The sequence below is a fragment of the Sphingomonas koreensis genome, from assembly GCF_002797435.1.
Classification (GTDB): Bacteria; Pseudomonadota; Alphaproteobacteria; order Sphingomonadales; family Sphingomonadaceae; genus Sphingomonas; species Sphingomonas koreensis.
This window is the reverse complement of sequence record NZ_PGEN01000001.1, coordinates 893560-918009: the sequence shown is the minus strand read 5'-3', so window position 1 is coordinate 918009 and position 24450 is coordinate 893560. Positions and strand designations below refer to the sequence as shown.

The following is a 24450-nucleotide window of genomic DNA, read 5'->3' as shown; positions in this document are numbered from 1 at the left end:
GGCTTAGCGCCCCAAATTCTTGAGCGCCAGCGTCAACAGGTAGCTGCTGCCGCGGCGTGCGTCGCCGGTCGTCTGGTAATCGCGCTTCCAGGTGACGCCCAGACGCAGGCAATCATCCTCATATTCGATGCCGAGGCGATGACGGACGGGTTCGAACCCGTCGGCGAGCGAGGCCGGATCCTCCTCGGCATTGGTGAGATCGATCACCGCCGATCCGAACACCGACCAGAAGCGCCTGACCTTCACCCGCGCGCCCACCCGTGCTTCCTCGCGATCCTGCAGATCCTCGAGCGCGAAATCGACGTTCCGGTTGAGCCGCAGATAGCCGATCGTCGCAAAGGTATCGCGCGAGCCGATCGTGGCGTCGATCTCGTTGCGGCGGATCGCGATATTGTCCTTGTCGAGCCGGTAGCGGTGCGTGAACGTCAGGAAATCCTTGTAGCGCACCACCGTCCGCCCGACGATGTCGGAGAGCCGGTCGGTCATCCCCGTGCCGTCGGGCAGGATCGTCGGCCGCGAATCGAGCCGGTAGCTCTGGCCGATATTCGCCTCGATCGAGAGGCCGGGCAGATACAGCGCATAATCGAGCCCGAAGGTGAAGCGCGTCGAATCCTCGAACCGGTCGTAACCCGGGAAGCGGTTGAGCGCGAACAGGTTCGAATCCTCGAGATCGACCGAGCGCGCATCTTCGTTCGGAATGTCGAAATTCTCGATCCGCGGTGCGGCGACGACCTGGAAGCGCGGGGTGATCCGCTGCACGCCGCCGAACGCCTCGCCGATCAGCGGCCATTTCATGTCGAGCGCGATCGCGCCGATCGCGCGGCCGCGGAAGCCCTCAAGCCCGCGATAGCTGACCTGGCTGGTCGCTGCGATCTCGTCGGTATTGTAAAGATCGCCGCGGCCATAGGCGGTGAGGGTGATTTCCTGCCCCCAGGCGGTGAGCTTGCGCAGGTCGTAGCGCAGCGAGGCGAAGGCGCGCTGCGTATCCTGCCCGCTGGCGCGGCCGATCGCGAGGCTGTTGAGCTGAAGCTCGAACCGCCCGCCTTCGAGCAGCCCCTGGCCGAAGCGCAGGCGATAGTCGATTTCGGGCAGGGCGATCGGCTGAAGCCCCTGGCTTTCGGTCGGGCGCAGCGTCTGGACAGCCCAGCCGTTGATGCTGAGCATCGAATTGCGATCGATCCGCTCGATCCGGATATTGTTGCGCAGCCGGTCGTCGCTCGAAATGTCGTAGCGGCGCAGGAAGGTGCGATCGCTGGCGATCCGCATCGATCCGCTGACGCTCCAGTTGGGATCGAGCTGGAACCGGCCGGCCGCGTCGATATAGCCGCGAAAGGCATATTCGCTCGACACCGAGGGCGTCGGCGAGACGAAATCGTCGCTGCGGCGGCTGTAGGTTGCGTAGCCGGTCACCCGGAAGGCGCCGTTGCCGGTGAGCTGGCGATATTCGCCCTGCAGCATCGGCAGTGCATCGGTGAAGACGTGCGGCGTGACGGTGACGTCGCGATTGGGGCCGAGCGCGAAATAATAGGGCAGGGCGACCTCGAAGCCGTTCACCGCATCGTAGCGGATCGCGGGAGCGAGCAGGCCGCTGGCATTGCCTGCGCCGACCGAGTGGCTGAACACCGGAAGCGGCAATGTCGCGAAGCCGAACAGCGAGACCCGCGCGCCCTTGTAGCGCATGCGCTTGCGCGCGGGATCATAGACGACGCGCACCGCCGTGATCTTCCAGGACGGTTCCTTGGGGCAGTTGTTCGAATCGACCACCGCGCAAGGCGTATAGGCAGCGCGATCGACGCTGATCACGCCGTTCGCGTCGCGCGTGCCGCGTTCGGCGGCGAGGCGCCCGCCCTGTTCCAGCACGACGAGCATATTGTCGATCGCGCCGTCCTTGAGCGAATCGGTCAGTTCGATCTGGTCGCCATAGGCGGTGTCACCTTCCGGATTGGTGACCGCGATATTGCCCGAGGCAAGCACCTGGCCGGTCTTGCGATTCCACACCACCTTGTCCGCGCGCAGCCGGTTGCCCTCACGGAACAGGCGAACGTCGCCGCTGATCGTCACGATATCGCCGTCCGAATCATATTCGGCGAGATCGGCGGAGAACTGGATCTGGTCGGGATCGGTGGGGAGCGCGGTTTCCGACGGCGGCGGCGGTTCGACCGGCCGGTCCTGCAGATCCTGCGCATAGGCAGGCACACAGCACAGCGCGATCGGCAGAATCCCGGCGAGAAGCAGAGCCTTGCGCGTCACGTCCGAACCATACCCCTTTAACGCCGACCCGGCACCCGCGCCCGTTGCGCGCTTACCCGCCAACCCTATTGCACCCTGCGCCTCGCTTCGCAATCGCTGGACAAGTCCAGGGTCTGATCTCAATTGGCCTTCCACGGGCGACCGCGCAGCGGCGGGCCGAATTTGACGCCACGCGTCGTCGCTCATCCGTCACGATGCACCCCATCGCTCCCTCCTCGCTCCTGGCCTGACACCAAATCCGACTCCGTCTCGACCCCGTTCCAATTGAGGTCAGACCCTAGGCTTTGCCGTTCGCCGCGCACTGGCCTAGAGAGAACGCAAATCACGACAAGATCCACAGGAACAGGAAGCTTCATGCGCGTAACATTTTCCGCCGCCCGCCCAGCCGATGCGGGCGTCGTTGCCCTGCCCGTCGAGAAGGACGGCATCGACCGCATCCCGGCGGGCGTGCTGGACGACGCCACGCTGGCGCTTGCGCGCGGTGCGGCGAAGGCGGGCCGGTTCGAGGGCGAAGCGGGCGGAATCGTCGAGATCTTCGTGCCCGGCTCCGACGGCGCGAACCGGCTGGTGCTGCTCGGCGTCGGTTCGGGCAGCGAGGCGGATTATGAGCGTGCCGGCGGCGCACTGACTGCGCGCTACCTGACCTCGGGCGTCACCGCGATCGCGATCGACCTCGCGAGCCTGGGCGGTGCGCCCACGGCCCGTGCAGCCGCACGGCTGGCGGCGGCGGCGGTTCAGCGCGGCTGGCGCCACGACGTCTATCGCACGCGCCTGACCGACAAGCAGAAGCCGACGCTGGCGGAGATCGTCGTCGCCGGAGCCGCGGACGGCACCGAGGCGGCCTATGCCGAACAGGCGGCGGTCACCGAAGGGCTCGACCTGACCCGCGGCCTCGTCTCCGATCCGCCCAACATCGTCTATCCCGAGAGCTTCGTCGAGCGTTGCCGCCACCTTGCCGAGCTCGGCGTCGAGATCGAGGTGCTCGATCGCGCCGCGATGGAGAAGCTGGGCATGGGCGCGCTGCTCGGCGTTGCGCAGGGATCGGTGCGCGAGGCGCGGCTGCTGGCGATGCGCTGGAACGGCAAGGGAGAGGGCGACGTCGACCTCGCGCTGGTCGGCAAGGGCGTGACCTTCGATACCGGCGGCATCTCGATCAAGCCGGCTGCGGGCATGGAGGACATGAAGTGGGACATGGGCGGCGCCGGCGCCGTCGCGGGCGCGATGAAGGCGCTCGCCGCGCGCAAGGCCAAGGCCAACGTCATCGGCGTGTGCGGGCTGGTCGAGAACATGCCTGACGGCAATGCCCAGCGTCCGGGCGACGTCGTGACGTCGATGTCGGGCCAGACGATCGAGGTGATCAACACCGACGCGGAAGGCCGTCTGGTGCTGTGCGACGCGATCACCTGGGTCCAGAAGGTGCATGCGCCCAAGACCATCGTCGATCTCGCCACGCTGACCGGCGCGATGATCATCAGCCTGGGCAGCGAGCATGGCGGCCTGTTCGCCAATGACGACGGCCTGGCCGACGAGCTGCTGGCGGCAGGCCGCGCGACCGGCGACCTGTTGTGGCGCTTCCCGCTGGGCGATGCGTACAACAAGCTGATCGACAGCCCGATCGCCGACATGAAGAATGTCGGCCCGCGCGGCGCCGGATCGATCACCGCGGCGCAGTTCATCCAGCGCTTCGTCGGCGAGGGCGTGCGCTGGGCGCATCTCGACATTGCGGGCATGGTGTGGGCGGACAAGCCCGGCAGCACCTATGACAAGGGCGCGACCGGTTACGGCGTGCGCCTGCTCGACCGCTTCGTCCGCGACAATTTCGAGCGCTGACCCACCCCTCCCGCGTGCGGGAGGGATCTGGAGAAACTGATGCAGGTCGATTTCTACCACCTCACCGTGACGCCGCTGGAGCGGGCGCTGCCCGGCATCGCGGTGAAGGTGGTGGAGAGCGGCCAGCGGCTGCTGATCGTTTCCGCCGACGCGCATCAGCGCCAGCGGATCGACGGGTCGCTCTGGACCTGGCAGGCCGAGAGCTTCCTGCCCCATGCACAGGCGGGGGCGGGGGACGACAAGGTCCAGCCGGTGCTGATCGCGGGCGAGGTGGCGCCGGCCAACGGCGCGCGCTTCGTCGCACTGATCGACGGCGAATGGCGCGACGCGGCGCTCGACTTCGACCGCGCGTTCCACTTCTTCGGCGAGGACAGCATCGGGGCGGCGCGCATTGCGTGGAAGGGGCTGGCGGATCGCGAGGGCGTGGAGCGGCGCTACTGGAAGCAGGACGAGAATGGACGCTGGGCGCAGGCGGCTTAGAGATGTTCTAGCCCTCTCCCGCAAGCGGGAGGGGCCAAGAAGGGCGTAATCGCGTTGCGAGAGACGAGCCTCGTCTGCGCCGCCTCCCCCTTGCCACCGCCGCCGTGCCCGACTAGAGGCCCGCGCAATCCCCACCCCTAATGACAGGAGCCGCACGGCCATGGCCGCGACCCGGACCTTTTCGATCATCAAGCCCGATGCCACCCGCCGCAACCTGACCGGCGCGGTCACCAAGATGCTGGAGGAAGCGGGCCTTCGCGTCGTCGCCTCGAAGCGCATCCAGATGACCCGCGAGCAGGCCGAGGGCTTTTACGGCGTTCACCGCGAGCGTCCCTTCTTCAACGACCTGGTCGAGTTCATGATCTCCGGCCCGGTGGTCGTGCAGGTGCTGGAAGGCGAGAACGCCGTGCAGCGCAACCGCGACATCATGGGCGCGACCAACCCGGCCAATGCCGATGCCGGCACGATCCGCAAGGAACTGGCCGAATCGATCGAGGCGAACTCGGTGCACGGTTCGGACTCGGACGAGAATGCGGCGATCGAGATCGCGTTCTTCTTCAAGCCGGAAGAAATCGTCGGCTGAATTCGGGCTTCGGCCTGAAGGACAAGGAAGGGCCTCTCCCCGCGCGGGAGGGGCCTTTCTTTTTAGCGCCGCGGCAGCGCGATCGTGGCGGAGAGGCCGCCGCCCTCGCGGTTGGCGAGCGCGATGTCGCCGCCCGCCTCGCGCACGATCGCGCGGGCGAGGGTGAGGCCGAGACCGACGCCGCCGGTGGTGCGGTTGCGCGAGGGATCGAGCCGGGTGAAGGGATCGAACACCGCGGCGAGCTGGTCCGCCGGGATGCCGGGGCCGCGGTCGGCGACCTCGATTCGCACCTGCGCGGGGTCGGCGGTGAGCAGGACCTCGCTCCTGCCGCCGCCATATTTGACCGCATTCTCGATCAGGTTGCGGACCGCGCGGCGCATCAGTGCGGGGCGCAGGCGGACGATGAGGCGCTGGCCGTCCTGATAGTCGACCGCGTGGCCGAGTTCGCGGAAATCGTCGACGACCGCGTCGATCAGCGCCGACAGATCGGTCTCGGTCGGCGCCTCGCTCGGGCGGCCGAGGCGGGCGAGGCTGAGGATGTCGTCGAGCGTGCGGTTCATCTCATCGATCGTGTCGGCCATGCGGGCACGGTCTTCCTCGTCATCGACCGATTCGATGCGGACGCGCAGCGCGGCGAGCGGCGTGCGCAGATCGTGGCCGATCGCGCCGAGCATCTGATCCTTCTCGTCCAGCATCGCGGTGACGCGGCGGCTCAGCGCATTGTAGGCGGAGATCACCGCGCGCACGTCACTGGGGCCGGCCTCCGCCACCGGCTCCGCCTCGACCCCTGGCTGGAAGCGGCGTGCCGCGGCGGCCAGGACGTGCAATGGACGCGAGATGCGGCGGGTCGCCCACAGCACCGGCAGCAGCATGATCGCGTAGAGAATGAGCGTCTGGGCGGCGAGCAGCCAGAACAGCCGGCGCGGGAAACGCTCCCACGGCGCGGCGGTGGTCAGCCAGCCCTTGCCGGGCACCTCGATCGCGATCACCAGGATCGGACCGGGCCGCCGGCCCCGCGGCCGCCGGCCTTCCTCCATCGGCAAGGGTTCGTCCGAAACCTGGCGCACCCCGGTGTCGATGCGGCCGGCTGTCACGCCCTGTTCGGTCAACTGACGGCGCAGCTCATCCTGCACTTCGGTGCGGCGTTCGAGATAGGGCGGGATCGGGTTGCCGGGCGCGCGACGAACCCGACCGCGATCCTGCGGGATCGGGCGGCCGTTCTGTACCTCCCGTTCGAGCGCATCGGCGACGCGAATCGCGACCGGTCGGGTCGCCTGCGCCAGGCGAAAGCTCGAGCGGTCGCGCAGTGCGAGGCCGAAGTTGAGCGCTTGCGCCAGAAACAACGCTGCGGCGACCACCAGCGCCATCTGCCCCATCATGCTGCGCGGCCAAAGGGGGATGCGCCTCATAGCCGGGTGACATCGCTCGCCAGCGTGTAGCCGCCACCCCATACCGTCTTGATCAAACTGGGGTTCTTCGCGTCCGGCTCGATCTTCTTGCGCAGCCGGCTGACCTGGTTGTCGATCGCGCGGTCGAACGCCGCCGCCTCGCGTCCCTGCGTCAGGTCGAGCAGCTGGTCGCGGGTCAGCACCGCGCGCGGCCGCATCACCAGCGCGAGCAGCAGGTTGTATTCGCCGGTCGAGAGCGGGACCGACACGCCGTCGCGATCGACCAGCGCGCGCTCGCCGGTCTTGAGCACCCAGCCCGAAAAGGCGAAGCTGCCGCTTTCGGGGGCATGCTGGCGCGTGCCGCCCGCCTGCATCCGGCGCAGCACGACCTTGATCCGCGCCGCCAGCTCGCGGGGAGAGAACGGCTTCACGACATAGTCGTCGGCACCCATCTCGAGCCCGACGATCCGGTCGGTCTCCTCGCTCTTCGCGGTGAGCAGGATCACCGGCGTGTCGCTGGTCGCGCGGATATGGCGGCAGAGGCTGAGGCCGTCCTCGCCCGGCATCATGATGTCGAGCACCACCAGATCGATCGCATAGGCCGATAGCCGCGCGCGCGCCGCCTCCGCATCGGCGACCTGGGTCACGCGGAAATTCTGCTTGGTGAGATACTGGGCCAGCGGCTCGCGGATCGATCGCTCGTCATCGACGAGCAGCAAATGCGGGGTGTCTGCGGTCATCTCCGCAGGGGTAGCAGATTCGTCCGGCACGGAAAGTGCCGGGCGGGCGGCACGGAGGAGGTCGTAGAGCCCGCCCGGCATGCCGGTCACTCGCCCTGGGGTGCGCCGGGGGCGGGTGGCGTCGCGCCACGCATGCGGCGCGGCTTCGGCATTTCGGATGCGTCGATCCTGCCGTCCTTGTTCGCGTCCATCGCGGCAAAGCGCGCGGCGCTGTGCGCGTCGAACTCGGCGCGGGTGATGACGCCGTCGCCATTGGCGTCGGCCTTCATCCCATGGCGCTTGCCGCCATGCATCGGAACGGGGCTGCCTTCGGCCGCAGCGCCGCGGCGGCCGCCACGCTTCCACTTGCCCATGCCCTCGCCGCGCTCGTCCGCGCCGATCGTGCCGTCGCCATTGGCATCCATCCGCGCGAAGCGGGACTCGGCGGCGGCGCGGTTCTCGGCCTTGCTGATCATGCCGTCGCCATTGGTGTCGATGCGGCCGAGCATGCGCTCGCCCATGCCGCCGCCGCGGCGTCCGGCGCCGGGCATGAAGTCGGCCATCTCGCCGCCCTTGCGCTCCGCCATCGCCGCGCGCGCGGCCTCGGCGCCGGCCTTGCGCTCGTTCGCGTCGAGCTGGCCGTCCTTGTTGGTGTCCATTCGATCGAAGCGCGCATCGGCGCGGGCGAGCATCTCGGCCCTGGTGATCGGCTGTTTCGGGGCTGCGGCGGGGGTTTCGCTCTGCATCGCGATCGCGACACCGGCGGCAAGCATCGCGCCGATCGCCGTGGCAGTGAGAAGGTTCTTCATCGGGGCAGGCTCCTGTCGGGGCGGCGAGGGGGTGCCGCGGTGGTGCCTTTCTGAACGCCCGCTGTCGCAGCGCTATGTCAGCGCGGCGGGAAAGTGTCGCAATTTGTATCGGGGAGGGAGGGGGAGGGCGCGTCAATCCTTCTAGCCCTCTCCCGCTTGCGGGAGAGGGCTAGAAGGGGATCCGCTATTGGGTGGTCAGCTGCCGTTCCGGCGCTTCCCGACGGCCCGGCCTTGCCGTGACTCAACCGAAAATGGCCACCCCCTGCATCCCCTCCGCAACCAGCGCGCCGTCGGCGTTCGACATGCGCATCGACTGGCTCGAATAGCCGTCGCGAGCGCGGTCGGTCCGGGCTTCGAGCAGCCACCAGCCGTCGCGGGTCACGGCGCGCGGCTGGAGGATGTTGACGATCCAGGTGAGCGAGGAGAGCGGCGTCATCTTCTGGAACAGCTTGAACGCCGCCGGGGGCAGCGCGTCGCCCATCGCCATAAGCTCGACCTCCGCGTCCAGGCCCTCGCGGTCGATCAGCCGGCCCCAGCGCAGCCATTCGGTGGCCCCGGGCGCCTTCAGGTCGAAGAAGTTGAAGTTGCCGGTGAAGAACTCCGCCGGGCCGGTGTAGAGCGGCGCGTCGGCGGGCGGCGGGCGGTGATCCGAGGGGGCGGTCAGGTCATGGTCGATGGCCGACTGGAGCTGCGCCATGAAGACGAAGGTGGTGCGCAGGCCAAGCCCTGCTTCGGACACGATATCCGCCTGAATGAAGGCGGCGTTGCGCCCGCGGCGCAGCTTGGTCGCGGTCACGGTGACGGGACCGGCGAGGGGGCCGATGAATGCCACCTGCGCCGAACGAAGCGGGGGCAGGTCGGGCTCGATCTGCTTGGCCGCCGCCAGCGCGAGCGCGGTGGAGAGCCCGCCATAGGCGGTGCGCCCCTGCAGCCAGTTGGACGGGATCTCGGTGGCGAAGCCCGTCTCGCTGCGCTGTGCCTGTGCCAGAAGAGCGGGGAGCGAGGTCATGCTGGGAGCGCCTCCAGATAGCGGTCGCGCAATTCGCGCTTGAGCACCTTGCCGATCGCGCTGCGCGGCAGCTCGTCGATCGGGAGCAGCGCGGCAAGCCGCTGGGTCTTGCCGAGCACCGCGTTGACCGCCGCCAGCACTTCCGCTGCCGGGGTTTCGTCGGCGGGGACATAGAAGCCGACCGGGGTCTCACCCCATTGTTCGGACGGCACGCCCACCACGGCGCAATCGCGTACCGCGGGATGCCTGGCGAGCTCGGTCTCGAGGTCGCTCGGGTAGATGTTGAACCCGCCCGAGATGATCAGATCCTTCTTGCGGTCCATCAGGGTGAGGAAACCATCCTCGTCGAACCGCCCGACATCGCCGTGGCGGATATAGCGGTTGCCCTCGGCATCGAACCATTCGGCGTCGGCGCTGGCCTGTTTGCGGCCGTGATAGCCGCTCATCATCGCCGGGCTGCGGCCGACGACCTCGCCCATCTCGCCCTGCGGCACCTCGCGCCCTTCGTCATCGATCAGGCGGATGTCGTGGCCCGGCACCGGCATTCCGACGGTGTGGAGCTTGTTCGGGAACATGTTGCACATCAGCACGCAGGTGCCGCCGCCCTCGGTCATCCCGTAATATTCGATCAGCATCCCCGGCCAGCGCGCCAGCACATCGGCCTTGAGCGCGGGCGAGAAGGGCGCGCTGGTGCAGGTCTTGACGCGGAAGGAAGTGAGGTCGAAGCGGTCGAAATCCTCGACCGCCATGATCCGCTGATACTGGACCGGGACCAGCATCGCATGGGTGCCGCGATGCTTCGCCGCCGCTTCGAGGAAGCCGCGCGCATCGAACTTGCCGAGCAGCACCGCGGTACCGCCCCAGCCGAGCGTCGGGATGAAGCTCACCAGGGTGGTGTTCGAATAGAGCGGGGTGGCGATCATCGTCACCGCATCGCCGAACCCGGCGGCGGCGTTGTGCACGATATGCGCCCAGCGCATCGCGTGCGGCTGAACGATCCCCTTGGGCGTGCCGGTGGTGCCCGAGGAATAGATGATGTTGAACGGATCCTCGGGCGCGATCGCGGCCGGGGCGGGCGTGGCCGCATCGCCGAGCCAGGCATCGAAGGCGATGCCCGCGTCGCTCGCGTCGAGCGCGACCCGCTTCGCGGCAATCGGGCGGTCGCCGAGCGTCGCGGCGGCATCGGCGTCGAGGAACACCAGCCCCGTGCCGCTGTCGGCGATCATCGCCGCCATCTGGTCCCCGGTGGAGGAGGGGGCGACCGGGGCGGGGGCGCCGCCCGCACGGATCGCGCCGAGGAAGAGCGCGGCATAATCGAGCCCCATCGCGCCGACGATCGCCACCGCCTGTCCATGGCCGAGGCCGTCGCGCTGGAGCGCCGCGGCGATGGCGTCCATCCGCGCGTCGAGCTGGGCATAGGTGAGGCTGCGATCGCCATGGATGATCGCGGCCTTGCTCCCGCGCTCGCGCGCATGGGCGGCGATCAGATCGGACAGGGTGGCGAAGGGCTGGGTCAGGATGTCGGCGGCGGTTTGCATGCTCTCTCCTCGATTCGGATGAACTGCTAGGCGAAGCGGCCGCTTGCTGCCATACGCAATCTTCGAAAAATGGTGCGGAGTGCGCGGAGATGAGCGTTTCGATGGAAGGCATGGCCGCGATCGTCACCGGCGGCGGAACCGGGATCGGCGCGGCGGTGGTGCGGCGGCTGGCGGAGCGCGGGGTGCGCTGCGCGATCAACTATGCGTCGAGCAAGGACGCCGCCGAGGCGCTGGCGGCGGAGATCGGCAACGGATCGATCGCGGTGAAGGCCGACATCGCCGACGATGCGCAGTGCCGCGCGCTTGCCGCTGCTGCTCTCGAAGCGTTCGGGCGGATCGACCTGCTGGTCAACAATTCGGGCAAGACCAAGTTCGCCAATCACGAGGATCTGGAGGCGCTCAGCGCCGACGACTTCCTCGACATCTACCGGATCAACGCCGTCGCGCCGTTCCAGATGATCCGCGCCTGCGCATCGGCGATGCGCGAGGGGCCGGCGAGCGCGGTGGTCAACATCGCGTCGGTCGCGGGCGTGTTCGGCAACGGATCGTCGGTCGCCTATGCGGCGTCGAAGGGCGCGCTGGCGACGATGACCAAGAGCCTGGCACGGGTGCTGGCGCCGGCGATCCGGGTCAACGCGGTGGCGCCGGGCTATGTCGGCACCGGCTGGTTCAGCGAACGGATGACGCAGGAGGCGTTCGAGGCGTTCGAGCAGTTCATCGCCAGCCAGACGCCGATGCAGATGGCCGCCCATGCCGAGGATATCGCCGGGCCGGTGGTGAACCTGCTCGACCCCGCGAGCCGGGTGATCACCGGGGAGACGGTGCTGCTCGACGCGGGGGCGCATCTTGACGTCGGACTCTCGCGGAGGCCGGGGAAGGGCTAGCGCCGCGCCTCGGTCGCCATCCGGACGGCGAGGCCGGCGAGGACGGTGCCCATCAGCCAGCGCTGGACCAGTGCGAAGCCGGGGCGGCGCTGGAAGAAGCGCGCGATGAAGGCGGCGCAGACGATGATCGCGGCGTTGACCGTGACGCTGGTGACGATCTGGATCGAGCCCAGCACGACTGCCTGGCCCAGCACGCTGCCCTTGGCCGGATCGATGAACTGCGGGAGCAGCGAGAGGTAGAGAACCGCGACCTTGGGGTTGAGCAGGACGGTCACCAGCCCCATCGTGAACAGCCGCTTTGGCCCGTCGCGCGGCAGATCGCGCACCTCGAAGCTCGACCGCCCGCCGGGGCGCACCGCCTGCCAGGCGAGCCACAGGAGGTAGCCGGCGCCGGCGATGCGGATCGCGTCATAGGCAAAGGGCACCGCCATCAGCAGCGCAGTGAGGCCATAGGCGGCGCAGAGCATGTAGACGATGAAGCCGAGCGCGATGCCGCAGAGCGAGATCAGCCCGGCCGCGCGCCCCTGCGAGATCGAGCGCGAGATCAGGTAGATCATGTTCGGCCCCGGCGTCAGGACCATGCCGAGCGCGATGGCGGCGAAGGCGAGAAGCGTGTCGGGTCCGGGCATGTCATCCTCCGATGTGAGAGCGATGCCCAGACGCGCGGCGAGGTCCGCTCGCGCTTCCCGATGGTGGCCCATCTTCAAGCGTCAGTCACGCGGCGGTGAGGAGAGGCTAGGCGGTTGCGCAGCGGGGGAAAACGCAGCGCTGCTAGGGTCGTTGCAAGTGCGACTTTACCGATACTCGGCCGCGACGGCGCTTTTCAGCCTTTGCTCAGGTGTCGCTCATGCCGCTCATCCCGGCGTATGCGAGCAAGGCGCGATCTTGAAGGAGGCTCAAGCATGAACGGATCGAGCAAGACGGCTGAGATGGCGACGGGCAGTACCCCCTATCGCGCGGGAGTCGGCGTGGCGGCGCTGACATCGTTCCTGATCGTGTGGACCACGATCGTTCGCGACAGCGTCGACAGCGCCGGCTTCTTCCTGCTGGTCATGGCGCCGGTCGTGGGCGGGTACGCCGCGCGGTTCCGGCCGGCGGGGATGGCTCGGACGATGGCCGGGGTAGCGGTGATGCAGGTCGTGTGGACGCTCGCCGTCGCCACCGCGCCGGTGACCGCGCTGGTATCGGACGGGGTGTTCAAGACCTGGCTGTTCGGTGGCGCATTCACCGCGCTGTGGCTGGTGTCGGCGGCGCTGTTCCGCGCTGCTGCGAGGGCGGGGCAGGGAGCGAACGACTAGGACGGATCGCATTGCGAGAGGCGTCGTGGATCCCGGCACAAGGCCGGGATGACGGAGAGAGGAGGAACGCTTCTCGCTACACCTTTGCCGTGCTCGCCGCGGTCTGGCCGAACAGGATCTTCTTGTCCTCTTCGGACATGGCGGGATTGCCCGGACGGACTTCCTCGCCCTTTTCATAGGCGCGGATCGTTGCGGGGCGGGCCTTCACCGCCTCGAACCAGCGTTTGAGATGGGGGAAATCGTCGAGATTCTGGCCCTGCGCCTCGTGCGGAACGATCCAGGGATAGATCGCCATGTCGGCGATCGAATAGTCCTCGCCGGTCACGAACGGCTTGCCCGCGAGCTGGCGGTCGAGCACGCCGTAGAGGCGGTTGGTCTCGTCGATATAGCGCTTCTGGGCGTAGGGGATCTGCTCGGGCGCGTAGCGGTTGAAATGGTGGTTCTGCCCGGCCATCGGGCCGAGACCGCCCATCTGCCACATCAGCCACTGCATCTGCATGATCTTGTCTCGCTGTGCCGGGCCGAAGAACTTGCCGGTCTTGTTGGCGAGATAGGTCAGGATCGCGCCGCTTTCGAACACACTGATCGGTTCGCCGCCATCGGCCGGATCATGATCGACGATCGCGGGCATCCGGTTGTTCGGCGCGATCTTGAGGAAATCGGGCTTGAACTGGTCGCCCTGGCCGATGTTGACCGGTTGAATGGTGTAGGGGAGGCCGGCTTCCTCGAGGAACAGCGTGATCTTGTGGCCGTTCGGGGTGGGCCAGTAATAGAGATCGATCATGTCGGGGAAAGCCTCCGGCGTGGGTTGGAGCCGCGAGATAGGAAGCGGCTCGCCCAGCGCAACCGGGGAGTGCCCCAGGGATCAGGCTGAGGGTGCGGTTTCTGCAGCTTCGCGCTTGTGGACCTTTGGCACGACGCGCAGCACGATGATGATCAGCGCGCCAAAGGCGAGCGCCGCGGCGAGGACGAAATTCCCCGCGTTGAAGCCGTGCTCCGCCCCAAAGGCCAGCGACTGGGTGAGGGCCAGCGGCGCGAAGATCAGCGCGACGCTGTTGAGGCTGGCGATTCCGCCCTGCAGCGCACCCTGACGGCTGGCGTCGGTCATGCGCGAGAGCAGCGCGTTCATCGACGGGAAGGCGAGCGCCTGGAACGCGCTGACCGCGAGGATGAGGTAGATCATCCACGTCTCTCGCGCGAAGACATAGGCGGTGAAGGCGAGCCCGCCCGCCGCCATGCCGAGCACGACGGTGCGCTCTTCGCCCCATGCCTTGATCGCGCTGCCGGTGACCAGCATCTGCACCGCAGCCATGCACAGGCCGGCGGCGGCGAGCGACAGGCCGATCATCTTCTCGTTCCAGCCGAGCGTGATCTCGCCGAAGAACGCCCAGGTCGCGGGATAGACCATGTGTGCGAACTGCCACAGGAACATCGCCATCAGCAGCCAACCGGCATTGCCCGCATGGAACAGCGGCTTGAATGCCGCGAAGATGTGCGCATTGCCCCAGCGGAAGGGGCGGCGGCCCTCCGGCTTGATCGTCTCGGGCAGCATGGTGAGAATCCAGACCGCGTTGAGCCCCGCCAGCACCGCTGCAGCGATGAACGGAGTGCGCGGACCGAAACCGGCGAGCAGCCCGCCGAGCGCGGGGCCGAGGATGAAGCCGATGCCGAACGCCGCGCCCATCAAGCCGAAGGTGGCGCCGCGTTTCTCGGGCGGGGTGACATCGGCAAGGACGGCGTTGGCTGGCCCGAAGGATGCGCCCGCGATCCCGGCGACGACGCGGCCTAGGAACAGCCAGCCGATGGTGGGGGCGGCGGCCATCAGGGCGTAGTCGATCGAGAAGGCGATCATCGAGAACAGCAGCACCGGCCGCCGCCCGATCGCGTCGCCCAGCGTACCGAGGACCGGGCCCGCGAAGAACTGCGCGACCGCAAAGGCGACGAGCATATAGCCGCCGATCCGCGCGGCATCCTCGAGCCCGACATGGGCGAGCTCGACGATCAGCCGGGGAAGCACCGGCATGATGATGCCGAAGCCGATCGAATCGATCATGACTGCCGTCAGCACGATCGGCACCGCGCGATGTTCGAAGCGCATAAGCTCCCCTTCCGGCGGCGCTTCTAGCCGGTGCCCGGCGGCGTGTCTCGGGGTTCTCGATGAGATCGCGGCGCTGCTGCCAAAACGGCGCTTGACGCGCTTGCGACCATACCGCAAACTCGAAAAATGACTTCAGGGCCGACTCCGGCAGGGGCGGGCTTTGGGACGAAAGAGAACATATCGGTGCCGATGTTCGGACTTGCGCTAAGGCGAGTCTCTCCGGCCCGGAGGGGAAAAGGAGCGTAACATGGCAACCCTGGCAGAACCGGCGACCGGCACCGGACTCGACCAATTCCGTACCGAGGTACGCGAATGGCTGGCGGCGAACTTTCCAGCCTCGCTCAAGGGCAAGGACAACACCATGTCCGCCGTCGAAGGGCCGACCGAGGAGACTCCCGATCAGGCCGCCTGGCGCAAGGCGATGGGCGAAAAGGGCTGGGGCGTGCCGACCTGGCCCAGGGAATATGGCGGGGGCGGACTGAGCCGGGCCGAGGCCAAGGTGCTCGCCGACGAGATGGCGAAGGCCGGCGCCTGGAACCCGATCGGCGGGATGGGCGTGATGATGTTCGGCCCGACCTTGCTGGAATATGGCAACGAGGCGCAGAAGCGCGAGCATATTCCGGCGATCGCCAAAGGCGAGGTGCGCTGGTGCCAGGGCTATTCGGAGCCCAATGCCGGGTCCGACCTCGCCAATCTGCAATGCTTCGCCGAGGACAAGGGCGATCATTATCTGGTCAACGGGCAGAAGACCTGGACGTCGGGCGGGCAATGGGCCGACAAATGTTTCTGCATCGTCCGCACCGACAAGACGCAGAAGCAGGGCGGCATCACCTTCCTGCTGATCGACATGGATACGCCGGGGGTCGAGGTGAAGCCGATCCAGATGATCAGCGGCATGTCGCCCTTTTGCGAGACCTTTTTCACCAATGTGAAGGTGCCCAAGGAGAACCGCGTCGGCGAGGAGGGGCAGGGCTGGACGATCGGCAAGCGGCTGCTCCAGCACGAGCGGACCAACTTGTCGGGCGGCGGATCGCGGCTGATGCCGAGCGGCCCGTCGCTGGCGGATATCGCCAAGAACTATGTCGGCGCGGATGCCGAGGGGCGGGTGGCCGACCCCGATCTGCGCGCGCGGATCGCCAAATGGGAGATGGACTGGCGCGCCTTCCTGCTGACCGCGATGCGGGTGCAGGCGGAGAGCAAGGCGGCGGGCGGCGTGTCCGAAGTGTCGTCGATCCTCAAGACCGTGGGCACCAAGCTGGGCCAGGAGCGCGCCGAGTTGCTGATCGAGATCCAGGGGCATGAAGGCCTTGGCTGGGAAGGCGAGGGCTTCAGCGAGGCGCAGCTCAAGGGCACGCGCGCCTGGCTCTTCGGCAAGGCGACGACGATCTATGGCGGATCGACCGAGATCCAGAACAACATCATCGCCAAGCGGATTCTGGGGATGCTGGACCACCAATAGCGACCGTCACCCCAGCGAAAGCTGGGGTCTTGTGCCACTAACCGTGCGCTTGCCGCGCGAGACCCCAGCTTTCGCTGGGGTGACGTAAAGGGATCGAAGAATGGCCGTTCTGACCGACGAACAGACGATGCTGCGCGACATGGCGCGCGACTGGGCGGGGAATGAAAGCCCGGTGAGCGCATGGCGCAAGGTGCGCGATGCGAACGAGGCGGCGGGCTATGATGCCAGCGCCTGGGCGACGATGGCGGAGATGGGCTGGACCGGGATCATCATCCCCGAGGCGCAGGGCGGCAGCGATTTCGGCTGGCTGAGCCTGGGGCTGGTGATCGAGGAACTGGGCAAGACGCTGACCGCGAGCCCGCTGGCGGCGTCGGCGGCGGCGGCGTCGGCGATCCTGCTCGGCGGAAGCGAGGATCAGAAGGCCCGGTGGCTGCCGCGCATCGCCAGCGGCGAGCTGGTCGCGACGCTGGCGGTGGACGAGGGGCCGCGCTTCGACCCGGCGAACATCGCGGCGAAGGTCGAGGGCGGAAAGCTCAGCGGCACCAAGGCGTTCGTCGCCGAGGGCGACAGCGCCGGGCTGTTCGTGGTCGCGGCGACCGACGGGCTGTATCTGGTCGAGGCGGGGGCGGGCGTGAGCGTGTCGCGCCGGCACCTTGCCGATTTCCGCAGTCACGCGCAGGTGACCTTCGACGGCGCGGCGGCCGAGAAGCTGGCCGATGGCGGGGACGGGTTGCTTGACGCGGTGGCCGATCGCGCGGCGGTGCTGGCGAGCGCCGAGATGCTCGGCATGGCCGGGTCGGCGTTCGACACGACGCTGGCGTACCTCAAGCAGCGCGTGCAGTTCGGGCAGGTGCTGGCGACCTTCCAGGCGCTGCAGCACCGCATGGCCAACCTCTATAGCGAGATCGAGCTGATGCGATCGGCGGTCGAGGCGGGGCTGTCGGCGATCGACCGGGGCGGAGACACGCGGCAGGCGGCGTCGCTCGCCAAGGGCAAGGCCAATGAGGTCGGCCATCTGATGAGCCGCGAACTGATCCAGCTGCACGGCGGCATCGGCATGACCGATGAGTATGACGCTGGCTTCACATTGAAGCGGATGCGCGTGCTCGAGCAGATGTGGGGTAACGCGGCATACCATCGCGACCGGTTTGCGCGGCTGAGCGGGTTCTGAAAGGACTCCGCCCGCTTCATTGCGTCAGGCTCCTCGCCACGATGAAGGGGATGGCGCCCGCGGTCGCGACGATGAGGATGCGGGCGAGCAGATAGCCGCGGACGTCGCGGCGCGAGAAGACGGTGCGCAGATAGCGGAGATCCCCGGCAAGGGTCAGCAGCGCGCCGCTGAGCGCGGCATAGGCGAGGAAGATCGGTACCGATGCGCCTGAAAGGCCCAGCTTTGCCGGTAGAATTACCATGACGACGAAGTTGACGGCGAGCGGCAACAGGAGGTCGGGCCGGATGAGGGGCGGGCTCATGTCCGCCCGTCTGCGCGTGCGCGACGGATCATGCCGACAAGCGTGACGATCAGGAGCTCGGCGGCGACCAGCGCGATCGATGCCCGCAAGCCGACATAGAATAGCGAATGCGAGGTGCCTTTCAGCAGGAAACCGAGCAAGAGGAAGGGCAAGTTCCAGGCAAGGATGCCAAGCGTCGCGGCGGCGAGGAACGAGACCGCCGGCAGCTTGAGGACGCCGGCGGGCAGCCCGATATAGACGCGCGCCACCGGGATCGTCTGGCCGAGCGCGGTTACGCCAAAGCGATTGCGCCGATAGGACGCCGCCAGCCGCTGATAGGTCGGCAACGGAAAGAGAATATATTTGCCGAAGCGCGCGACAAGCCGCTCGATCCGCTGCTCGCCCAGCGTGCGGCCGATCGCGAACCAGCCGGCCGAACCGCAAAGCGAGCCGATCACCGTGATCGCAAGAATCAGGGTCAATCGCGGCAGATCGGGCGCGCTCATCCCCAGCGCCAGCAGCATGACGTAGGACGGCACGACCGGGATGAACTTCTCCAGCGTGGTGACGAGGAAAACGCCGATCAAGCCAAGGGAGAGCAGGTCAGCAACCATGCCGGCGCCGGGCATGCGTCAGTCCGCTTTCGCCTGGCGGGAGACGATCCGGTACACCGACGCCGGGGGAATGTTCCGCCGGATCGTGGCGACGCGAACCGCGTCGAGATCGAGGCGTTCCAGCACCGCATCGGGCACCGGGCAGTTGCGGCCATAGGTGAACAGGTAGAGCGGTGCGCCGCCGTGCATCCGCATGAAGGCGGCCCGCAGGATCGCCTCGACTTTCGCCCGCTTCATGTTCAGCAGGCCGAGCCCGCAGACCGCGGCGCCGAACAGCTCCGACGACGAGCGGTGCTCGGCCAGCTCGGCGGCATCGATGCTGAGGATGTTCGCCTGGGGAAAGCGCCGCTTGAGCAGCCGCGCGAAGCCATCGTCATATTCGACCAGGGTCAGGTCGCGCTCCGCGACCCCCCGATCGAGCAGCGCCTGGGTGAAAACCCCGGTCCCCGGGCCCAATTCCAGCACCGGACCGGTTTGCGCATCGATGTCGCGCGTGATCAGCTGCGCCAGCGCCTTGCTCGACGGGGCGATTGCCGCGACGCTGAGCGGATTGCCCAGCCAGGCCGTGAAGAAGCGGATGCCATCGAGAGGCGATGCTGCCGCCGGCCTGCGTGCCCGGTGATCCTTTCTACGGGCTTTCCAACGCATGAAGCGGCGTCCAGTTCGTCTCATAATGGCCTGCGTCGATTCGATGGTGGCGACTAGCCAGGGGGCAGAAGGCGGCGCGAAGGAAGGCATAGACACACTGGGCTATCAATAGTGTTATACAATGACAATACAGTGATACACTTTGGCTCGTGAATTATGCGGCTAGTCGTCGGGCGGTGGGTAGGGAGGCATCGACCGTTCTGACCCTGATTGAAGGAGCTGTAGCGCGGTTGGCTGCGAGAAGGTGAGCCGTCAAGGCATCTCAGCTATGAGCAGGCAGGCTGCAGACATCCACCCATTGGGCGTCGAGCAGCGCCGCGAGGCGATCCGGGGCGATCTCGACCGAAGTATTGAGCGAGCCTGCCGCCGGGAAGACGGTGACGAAGGCGCGCAGGCTGATATCGCAATAGATCGGCAGCGGGGCGGGGAGGCCGAAGGGGCAGACACCGCCGACGGGATGGCCGGTGGCGGCAAGCGTCTGTTCCGCATCGAGCATCCGGGGCTTGCCGCCGAGCGCGGCCTTGGTCTTCTGATTGTCCAGCCGGGCGTCGCCACGCGCCACCAGCAGCACGACCCGCTCGTTGACGCGCAGCGCCAGCGTCTTGGCGATCTGCCCCGGTACGACGCCCAGCGCCTGGGCGGCCTCGATCACCGTTGCGGTGCTCTGTTCCGCCTCGATGATCGTGAGATCGGGCGCGCGCCGGGCGAGATCGTCGCGGACGGAGTCGTAGCTCATGGCGCGCGACATAGGAGCGAAGGGCTGCACTCGGCAATGCATGATGAGCGGCGGACCGGGCGGGCGAGCCGCAGCGGCAGGCCGGGGCCGCGGGTGCAGATCGGGTAAAGTCATACTTTCGAACAAGCGTTCAGCATACCCTTAATGCTGCACTGCCGCGTGAACCATGCGATCTACGCTAGTGTAAGTGGCAATTTGCAACGGTTTTGTTGGCTTGACCGCAAGCCGGATTATCGATCTATTCGAGTTTGCGGTATGGAGCCGGGGAAGCGCTCCAGCCACAACGGGAGTGGGATCTATGAAGCGGATTAGCCTTTTCTCTGCGGCAGCTGTTCCGGCGCTTGCCGTCGCCATGGCATCGCCCGCCTTTGCGCAGGACGCGCAGCAGGCCAGCGAACCCGAGGCCGCCGCCGGCGAAATCGTGATCACTGCGCAGGGCCGCGCGCAGCAATTGGCCGATGTGCCGCTGGCCGTTTCGGCCGTGACCTCCGAGCAGCTGCAGAATTCCGGCGCGAACGACATCCGCCAGCTCAATCAGGTGGCGCCGTCGCTGCTCGTGTCATCGACCGGTAGCGAGGCGAACGGTTCGGCGCGCATCCGCGGCATCGGCACGGTGGGCGACAACCCCGGCCTGGAGAGCTCGGTCGCGGTGTTCATCGACGGCGTCTATCGCTCGCGTTCGGGCATCGGCCTCAACGAACTGGGCGAGATCGAGCGCGTCGAAGTGCTGCGCGGGCCGCAGGGCACGCTGTTCGGCCGCAACGCATCGGCGGGCATCATCAGCATCGTATCGAAGGCGCCGTCGTTCAGCGGCTTTTCGGGCGGGGCCGAGGCGACCTATGGCAATTACGACCTGTGGCGGTTCAGCGGGAATATCAACGTGCCGCTGGGCGAGACGATCGCCGCGCGAGTGGACGGCGTCTATGTGAAGCGCGACGGCTTCTACAACGATGCGACCAACAAGACCGACGTCAACGACCGCGACCGCTATTTCATTCGCGGCCAGCTGCTGTTCGAGCCGTCGAGCGACCTGCGGGTGCGCCTGATCGGCGACTATACCAAGCGCGACGAGAAATGCTGCGGCGCGACCTATGTCAGCAACAGCGTGAACCCCTATATCGGCAACCTCAACAACCCGGCGATCCCGCTGCAGCAGCCCGGCGCGGTGCCGGGTCGCACCAACGACAGCGGCAACAACATCGTCAACGTGCTGCTGGCGCTCGGCCAGAACCCAGCGCTGCTCAACGCCGGCTGGTCGCGCGAACTGTCGGTATCGCCGGGCCGCTCCTATGGCGGACGGACCGAGGATTATGGCGCATCGATGCAGGTCGACTGGAGCTTCGGCGACACGACGCTGACCTCGATCACCGGATACCGCAACTATTTCAGCAGCCAGGGGTCGGACACCGACTATAGCGCGGTCGATATCCTCTATCGCGCCGACGACGACGGCTCGGCGCGCAAGTTCGAGACGTTCAGCCAGGAGCTGCGCCTGCAGGGCCAGGCGTTCGGCGGCAAGCTCGACTGGCTGATCGGCGGCTATTATGCCGACGAGAAGCTGACCGCGACCGACAATCTGCGCTTCGGCAACCAATATGGCCGGTTCGCGAGCTGCCGCATCGTCTCGCCCGGCGGGCTTTCGGCGCTCTATTCGCCGACGTCGCCCGCCTGCCTTGCTGCGCGGCCGGCGCTGTTCGGCGCAGCCTCGCCGCTGATCTATGCGGCGTTCGACAATCTGGATTCGATCAACAATCGCGGCACGACCAGCGACCGGTATCGGCAGGACAGCCGCAACTGGGCGTTGTTCACGCACAATATCATCCACGTCACCGACACGGTCGATCTGACGCTGGGCCTGCGCTACACCAACGAGCGCAAGAAGTTCAGCGCGCGGTTCGGCAACGACAACAGCGCCTGCGTCGCCAACCAGGCGCTGGTCGGCGCCTTTGCCAACCCGAACAGCCCGGCGTTCAACACCGGTCTCTTCGCGGTTTCGCAGTCGCTGCTCAACCTGTCGTGCCAGGGCAATTCGACCGCCGAACTCAACGGCGTGTCGATCAATGACGAGCGCAAGGAAGACCAGTTCACCGGGACCGCGATCCTTTCGTGGAAGCCGATGGACGACCTGCTGCTCTACGGGAGCTATTCGCGCGGCTACAAGGCGGGCGGGTTCAACCTCGACCGGTCCGCGCTCAAGGCGCCGTCAGTGTCCTTCGCCAGCCTTGGCGGGGCGCAGGCGCTGGTCAAGAACCTGCAGTTCGATCCCGAGATCGTCGATGCGTTCGAGGTCGGCGCGAAATACTCGACGGGGCCGTTCAGCCTCAACGTCTCGCTGTTCCGCCAGCAGTTCAAGAACTTCCAGCTCAACACGTTCGACGGCACGGTGTTCATCGTCCAGAACGTCAATGGCTGTAAGAAGGATCTCGGCGGTGCGGATCGCGACCAGAGCGCCAATCCGGGCGGCGCCAACTATATTGCGCCGGTGATCGCGGCGGGCACCGCGTTCAACCTCAACCCGGCGCTGGGCACGGGTGCCTGCGCCAAGAGCGATGTCGGCTATGGCGTCAGCTCGACCGGCGTCGAGGTGGAAGCGACGCTGGTGCCGCATCGCGACATCCGCGTGAACCTGGGCCTTACCTATGCCGACACCAAATATCGGGACAACCTGGTCGGCAATGACAGCGGCGCGCCGCTCAACCCGGCGCTGCGCATGCTGCCCGGCGACAACCTGTCCAACGCGCCGGAGATCGTCGCCACCGGATCCTTCGCCTGGACGCCGGATATCGGATCGTCGGGCCTGTCGGGCCTGTTCTACATCGACACGCGCCTGACCGACGACTTCAACACCGGTTCCGACCTGTTCCCGCAGAAGGAACAGACCAGCTATGTCGTGGTCAACGGCCGCATCGGCATCCGCGGCAAGGACGAGCGCTGGGCGCTGGAATTCTGGGCACAGAATCTGTTCAACGAGAAATATGCCCAGGTGGCGTTCAACTCGCCCTTCCAACAGGGCGGATCGACCACGCCGCCTTATGCGGCCGGCTTCACCGCCATGCCCTTCGCGGACCCCCAATTCCCGGGCGGGCGCCAGATGTTCTCGCAGTTCCTGGCCGAACCGCGCACCTATGGCGTGACCGGCCGGATCAAGTTCTGAGGCGGAGCTGGGCTTGGGAGAGTCCATCGGTCTTCAAACCGTCACCCCGGCCTTGTGCCGGGGTCCACGGCGCAACACCGGTGACCTTCGAGCCTCTTGTCCAGCGCTTGCCTGACGGTGGCCCCGGCACAAGGCCGGGGTAACGAACAACATCAGGGCGAGTCCGGGTTTCAGGACTCGCCCTTTTTCATGAAGGGCGACGATGGCTGAACTCTCGACGGACGAGGTCGCGATCCGGCGGCGCAATGTGACGCTGGGGCTGCTCACCGCGGCCTATTTCTTCAGCTATATGGACCGGCAGATCCTCGCGATTCTGCAGGAGGACATCAAGGCCGAGCTGCTGCTGTCGGACACGCAGCTGGGGTTGCTCGCGGGGTTTGCCTTCGCGATCTTCTACGCGACGCTGGGACTGCCCGTCGCACGCTGGGCCGACAAGGGCAACCGCGTCAACATCATCGGCATCGCGCTGGCGCTGTGGAGCGCGATGACCGCGGTCTGCGGCCTTGCGCAGAATTTCGTGCAGTTGCTGCTCGCGCGGATCGGCGTGGGGATCGGCGAGGCGGGATCGAGCCCGCCCAGCCATTCGATCATCGCCGACCTCTACCCGCCCGAGAAGCGCGCGGGGGCGATGGGGATCTATTCGCTGGGCGTGGTGCTGGGCGTCGCCGGCGGATCGATGATCGGCGGCACGCTCGCGCATTTCTTCGGCTGGCGCGTGGCGATGTTCGCGGTGGGCATTCCCGGCATCATCCTGGCCGTCGTCATCAAGCTGTTCGTGGTCGAGCCGCGGCGGGGGCTTTCGGATCCGGATCGCGCGCTGGTACCGCAAGCCGCGATGCCCGGCTTCGGCGAAGGCTTTCGCTCGCTGTTCGCCAACCGCGCGGCGGTGCATCTGGTGATGGGCGTCACCATCACCTCGCTGATCGGATACGGCCACACCGCCTTTGGCCCGAGCTTCCTGATCCGCACCCTCGGCCTCGACAAGCTGCAGATCGCGTCGATCATCGCGCCGGTGGGCGCGGTGTGCGGAACGCTGTCGGCGGTGCTGGGCGGGTGGCTGGCGAACAAGGCGGCGGAGCGCTGGGGCCTGCATAGCCAGGCGTGGCTGGTGCTGGCGATGAAGGGCGTGGGGCTGCCGCTGTCGTTCCTGTTCTATGCGGCGGGCGACCCCTGGATCGCGGTGCCGATCTACTGGGCGTCGCTGATCCTGATCAATTCCTATCTCGGCCCGACCTTCGCACTGATCCAGGGGCTCGCGCCGCTGCGGATGCGGGCGCTGTGGGCCGCGGTGACGTTGCTGGTGATCAACCTGATCGGGCTGGGGCTGGGGCCGACGCTGATCGGGGTGATTTCCGATACGCTCAAGCCGTCGATGGGCGACGCGGAGGCGCTGCGCTGGGCGATGCTGAGCTTTGCCGCGGCGACACCCTGGGCGCTCTTCCATTACTGGCGAGCGGGAGTGTGGCTGAAGCGCGGGGAGGCCTGACGGCGGGCAGCGCGAA

At 67.3% G+C, this 24450-nt stretch carries 22 protein-coding genes and 1 riboswitch; of the genes, 9 read left to right on the top strand and 13 right to left on the bottom strand.

What is annotated here, in order from left to right:
- Positions 1-3: 3 nt before the first annotated feature.
- Positions 4-2250 (bottom strand): LPS-assembly protein LptD, encoded by a 2247-nt coding sequence (locus tag BDW16_RS04325; protein ID WP_066577798.1) that lies wholly within the window; start codon positions 2248-2250, stop codon positions 4-6.
- A 354-nt stretch (positions 2251-2604) separates the two neighbouring features.
- Here BDW16_RS04325 and BDW16_RS04320 point away from each other — a divergent pair, with 354 nt between their 5' ends.
- The 3 genes from BDW16_RS04320 (at position 2605) to ndk (ending at position 5143) form a co-directional block, all read left to right on the top strand.
- The gene (locus BDW16_RS04320; protein ID WP_066577800.1) at positions 2605-4080 is read left to right on the top strand and encodes a leucyl aminopeptidase; all 1476 of its coding nucleotides are present in this window, start codon (positions 2605-2607) and stop codon (positions 4078-4080) included.
- 39 nt (positions 4081-4119) lie between these two features.
- Complete coding sequence (locus BDW16_RS04315) at positions 4120-4560, top strand: DNA polymerase III subunit chi (RefSeq protein WP_066577802.1); 441 nt, start codon at positions 4120-4122, stop codon at positions 4558-4560.
- A gap of 160 nt (positions 4561-4720) precedes the next feature.
- Positions 4721-5143 (top strand): nucleoside-diphosphate kinase, encoded by a 423-nt coding sequence (gene ndk / locus BDW16_RS04310; RefSeq protein ID WP_066577804.1) that lies wholly within the window; start codon positions 4721-4723, stop codon positions 5141-5143.
- 62 nt (positions 5144-5205) lie between these two features.
- Here the strand turns inward: ndk and BDW16_RS04305 are convergent, their stop codons facing one another.
- The 5 genes from BDW16_RS04305 to BDW16_RS04285 form a co-directional block, all read right to left on the bottom strand.
- Positions 5206-6552, bottom strand: a complete 1347-nt coding sequence (locus BDW16_RS04305; protein ID WP_066577806.1) for a sensor histidine kinase — start codon at positions 6550-6552, stop codon at positions 5206-5208.
- Entirely contained in the window at positions 6549-7271 is a 723-nt protein-coding gene (locus tag BDW16_RS04300; RefSeq protein ID WP_066577811.1) for a response regulator, read from the bottom strand. Before BDW16_RS04300 ends, BDW16_RS04305 begins: the two co-directional genes overlap by 4 nt.
- An 86-nt stretch (positions 7272-7357) precedes the next feature.
- Positions 7358-8059, bottom strand: a complete 702-nt coding sequence (locus BDW16_RS04295; RefSeq protein WP_066577812.1) for a CREC-EF hand family protein — start codon at positions 8057-8059, stop codon at positions 7358-7360.
- Between the two features lie 241 nt (positions 8060-8300).
- Complete coding sequence (locus BDW16_RS04290; protein ID WP_066577814.1) at positions 8301-9068, bottom strand: thioesterase family protein; 768 nt, start codon at positions 9066-9068, stop codon at positions 8301-8303.
- Complete coding sequence (locus tag BDW16_RS04285; protein WP_066577816.1) at positions 9065-10606, bottom strand: class I adenylate-forming enzyme family protein; 1542 nt, start codon at positions 10604-10606, stop codon at positions 9065-9067. The genes BDW16_RS04290 and BDW16_RS04285 overlap by 4 nt, the downstream gene beginning before the upstream one ends.
- 89 nt (positions 10607-10695) lie before the next feature.
- On the opposite strand from BDW16_RS04285, the gene BDW16_RS04280 reads away from it, so the two are divergent.
- Positions 10696-11490, top strand: a complete 795-nt coding sequence (locus tag BDW16_RS04280) for an SDR family NAD(P)-dependent oxidoreductase (RefSeq protein WP_066577819.1) — start codon at positions 10696-10698, stop codon at positions 11488-11490.
- On the opposite strand, the gene BDW16_RS04275 is transcribed toward BDW16_RS04280, so the two are convergent.
- Positions 11487-12119: a LysE family translocator gene (locus BDW16_RS04275; RefSeq protein WP_066577909.1), complete on the bottom strand. Its 633-nt coding sequence runs from the start codon at positions 12117-12119 to the stop codon at positions 11487-11489. The two genes, BDW16_RS04280 and BDW16_RS04275, sit on opposite strands and share 4 nt — an antisense overlap.
- A 17-nt stretch (positions 12120-12136) precedes the next feature.
- A riboswitch (ZMP/ZTP riboswitch) is annotated at positions 12137-12218 on the bottom strand.
- A 174-nt stretch (positions 12219-12392) separates the two neighbouring features.
- On the opposite strand from BDW16_RS04275, the gene BDW16_RS04270 reads away from it, so the two are divergent.
- Positions 12393-12788: a hypothetical protein gene (locus BDW16_RS04270; protein ID WP_066577822.1), complete on the top strand. Its 396-nt coding sequence runs from the start codon at positions 12393-12395 to the stop codon at positions 12786-12788.
- Positions 12789-12864: 76 nt separating this feature from the next.
- Here the strand turns inward: BDW16_RS04270 and BDW16_RS04265 are convergent, their stop codons facing one another.
- Both BDW16_RS04265 and BDW16_RS04260 read right to left on the bottom strand, forming a co-directional pair.
- Positions 12865-13572 (bottom strand): glutathione binding-like protein, encoded by a 708-nt coding sequence (locus tag BDW16_RS04265; RefSeq protein WP_066577826.1) that lies wholly within the window; start codon positions 13570-13572, stop codon positions 12865-12867.
- A gap of 81 nt (positions 13573-13653) precedes the next feature.
- Complete coding sequence (locus BDW16_RS04260) at positions 13654-14886, bottom strand: TCR/Tet family MFS transporter (protein WP_174532055.1); 1233 nt, start codon at positions 14884-14886, stop codon at positions 13654-13656.
- Positions 14887-15133: 247 nt separating this feature from the next.
- On the opposite strand from BDW16_RS04260, the gene BDW16_RS04255 reads away from it, so the two are divergent.
- Entirely contained in the window at positions 15134-16345 is a 1212-nt protein-coding gene (locus tag BDW16_RS04255) for an acyl-CoA dehydrogenase family protein (RefSeq protein WP_066577828.1), read from the top strand.
- A gap of 100 nt (positions 16346-16445) precedes the next feature.
- Positions 16446-17516 (top strand): acyl-CoA dehydrogenase family protein, encoded by a 1071-nt coding sequence (locus BDW16_RS04250; RefSeq protein ID WP_066577830.1) that lies wholly within the window; start codon positions 16446-16448, stop codon positions 17514-17516.
- A 16-nt stretch (positions 17517-17532) separates the two neighbouring features.
- Here BDW16_RS04250 and BDW16_RS04245 read toward each other — a convergent pair whose 3' ends face one another.
- From BDW16_RS04245 to BDW16_RS04230, 4 genes are all read right to left on the bottom strand, one after another.
- Entirely contained in the window at positions 17533-17817 is a 285-nt protein-coding gene (locus BDW16_RS04245; protein WP_066577832.1) for a hypothetical protein, read from the bottom strand.
- Positions 17814-18410, bottom strand: a complete 597-nt coding sequence (locus BDW16_RS04240) for a DedA family protein (RefSeq protein WP_157926323.1) — start codon at positions 18408-18410, stop codon at positions 17814-17816. The genes BDW16_RS04245 and BDW16_RS04240 overlap by 4 nt, the downstream gene beginning before the upstream one ends.
- An 18-nt stretch (positions 18411-18428) precedes the next feature.
- A complete protein-coding gene (locus BDW16_RS04235; RefSeq protein WP_109790536.1) occupies positions 18429-19058 on the bottom strand; it encodes a class I SAM-dependent methyltransferase in 630 nt (209 codons plus the stop codon).
- Between the two features lie 262 nt (positions 19059-19320).
- Positions 19321-19794, bottom strand: coding sequence for a YbaK/EbsC family protein (locus BDW16_RS04230; RefSeq protein ID WP_066577919.1), 474 nt, complete (start codon positions 19792-19794; stop codon positions 19321-19323).
- Positions 19795-20092: 298 nt separating this feature from the next.
- Here BDW16_RS04230 and BDW16_RS04225 point away from each other — a divergent pair, with 298 nt between their 5' ends.
- Together BDW16_RS04225 and BDW16_RS04220 are read left to right on the top strand one after the other, a co-directional pair.
- Positions 20093-22948, top strand: a complete 2856-nt coding sequence (locus BDW16_RS04225) for a TonB-dependent receptor (protein ID WP_066577838.1) — start codon at positions 20093-20095, stop codon at positions 22946-22948.
- A 202-nt stretch (positions 22949-23150) separates the two neighbouring features.
- Complete coding sequence (locus BDW16_RS04220; protein ID WP_066577844.1) at positions 23151-24434, top strand: spinster family MFS transporter; 1284 nt, start codon at positions 23151-23153, stop codon at positions 24432-24434.
- Positions 24435-24450 lie beyond the last annotated feature (16 nt).

What these genes read in the sequence shown, in the direction of transcription:
- BDW16_RS04305 (WP_066577806.1), bottom strand. Translation starts at nt 6,552, where the DNA reads ATGAGGCGCATCCCCCTTTGGCCGCGCAGCATGATGGGGCAGATGGCG.
- BDW16_RS04260 (WP_174532055.1), bottom strand. Translation starts at nt 14,886, where the DNA reads ATGCGCTTCGAACATCGCGCGGTGCCGATCGTGCTGACGGCAGTCATG.
- BDW16_RS04290 (WP_066577814.1), bottom strand. Translation starts at nt 9,068, where the DNA reads ATGACCTCGCTCCCCGCTCTTCTGGCACAGGCACAGCGCAGCGAGACG.
- BDW16_RS04230 (WP_066577919.1), bottom strand. Translation starts at nt 19,794, where the DNA reads ATGAGCTACGACTCCGTCCGCGACGATCTCGCCCGGCGCGCGCCCGAT.
- BDW16_RS04265 (WP_066577826.1), bottom strand. Translation starts at nt 13,572, where the DNA reads ATGATCGATCTCTATTACTGGCCCACCCCGAACGGCCACAAGATCACG.
- BDW16_RS04240 (WP_157926323.1), bottom strand. Translation starts at nt 18,410, where the DNA reads ATGGTTGCTGACCTGCTCTCCCTTGGCTTGATCGGCGTTTTCCTCGTC.
- BDW16_RS04275 (WP_066577909.1), bottom strand. Translation starts at nt 12,119, where the DNA reads ATGCCCGGACCCGACACGCTTCTCGCCTTCGCCGCCATCGCGCTCGGC.
- BDW16_RS04285 (WP_066577816.1), bottom strand. Translation starts at nt 10,606, where the DNA reads ATGCAAACCGCCGCCGACATCCTGACCCAGCCCTTCGCCACCCTGTCC.
- BDW16_RS04255 (WP_066577828.1), top strand. Translation starts at nt 15,134, where the DNA reads ATGGCAACCCTGGCAGAACCGGCGACCGGCACCGGACTCGACCAATTC.
- BDW16_RS04300 (WP_066577811.1), bottom strand. Translation starts at nt 7,271, where the DNA reads ATGACCGCAGACACCCCGCATTTGCTGCTCGTCGATGACGAGCGATCG.
- ndk (WP_066577804.1), top strand. Translation starts at nt 4,721, where the DNA reads ATGGCCGCGACCCGGACCTTTTCGATCATCAAGCCCGATGCCACCCGC.
- BDW16_RS04315 (WP_066577802.1), top strand. Translation starts at nt 4,120, where the DNA reads ATGCAGGTCGATTTCTACCACCTCACCGTGACGCCGCTGGAGCGGGCG.
- BDW16_RS04250 (WP_066577830.1), top strand. Translation starts at nt 16,446, where the DNA reads ATGGCCGTTCTGACCGACGAACAGACGATGCTGCGCGACATGGCGCGC.
- BDW16_RS04280 (WP_066577819.1), top strand. Translation starts at nt 10,696, where the DNA reads ATGAGCGTTTCGATGGAAGGCATGGCCGCGATCGTCACCGGCGGCGGA.
- BDW16_RS04270 (WP_066577822.1), top strand. Translation starts at nt 12,393, where the DNA reads ATGAACGGATCGAGCAAGACGGCTGAGATGGCGACGGGCAGTACCCCC.
- BDW16_RS04225 (WP_066577838.1), top strand. Translation starts at nt 20,093, where the DNA reads ATGAAGCGGATTAGCCTTTTCTCTGCGGCAGCTGTTCCGGCGCTTGCC.
- BDW16_RS04235 (WP_109790536.1), bottom strand. Translation starts at nt 19,058, where the DNA reads ATGCGTTGGAAAGCCCGTAGAAAGGATCACCGGGCACGCAGGCCGGCG.
- BDW16_RS04295 (WP_066577812.1), bottom strand. Translation starts at nt 8,059, where the DNA reads ATGAAGAACCTTCTCACTGCCACGGCGATCGGCGCGATGCTTGCCGCC.
- BDW16_RS04220 (WP_066577844.1), top strand. Translation starts at nt 23,151, where the DNA reads ATGGCTGAACTCTCGACGGACGAGGTCGCGATCCGGCGGCGCAATGTG.
- BDW16_RS04320 (WP_066577800.1), top strand. Translation starts at nt 2,605, where the DNA reads ATGCGCGTAACATTTTCCGCCGCCCGCCCAGCCGATGCGGGCGTCGTT.
- BDW16_RS04245 (WP_066577832.1), bottom strand. Translation starts at nt 17,817, where the DNA reads ATGAGCCCGCCCCTCATCCGGCCCGACCTCCTGTTGCCGCTCGCCGTC.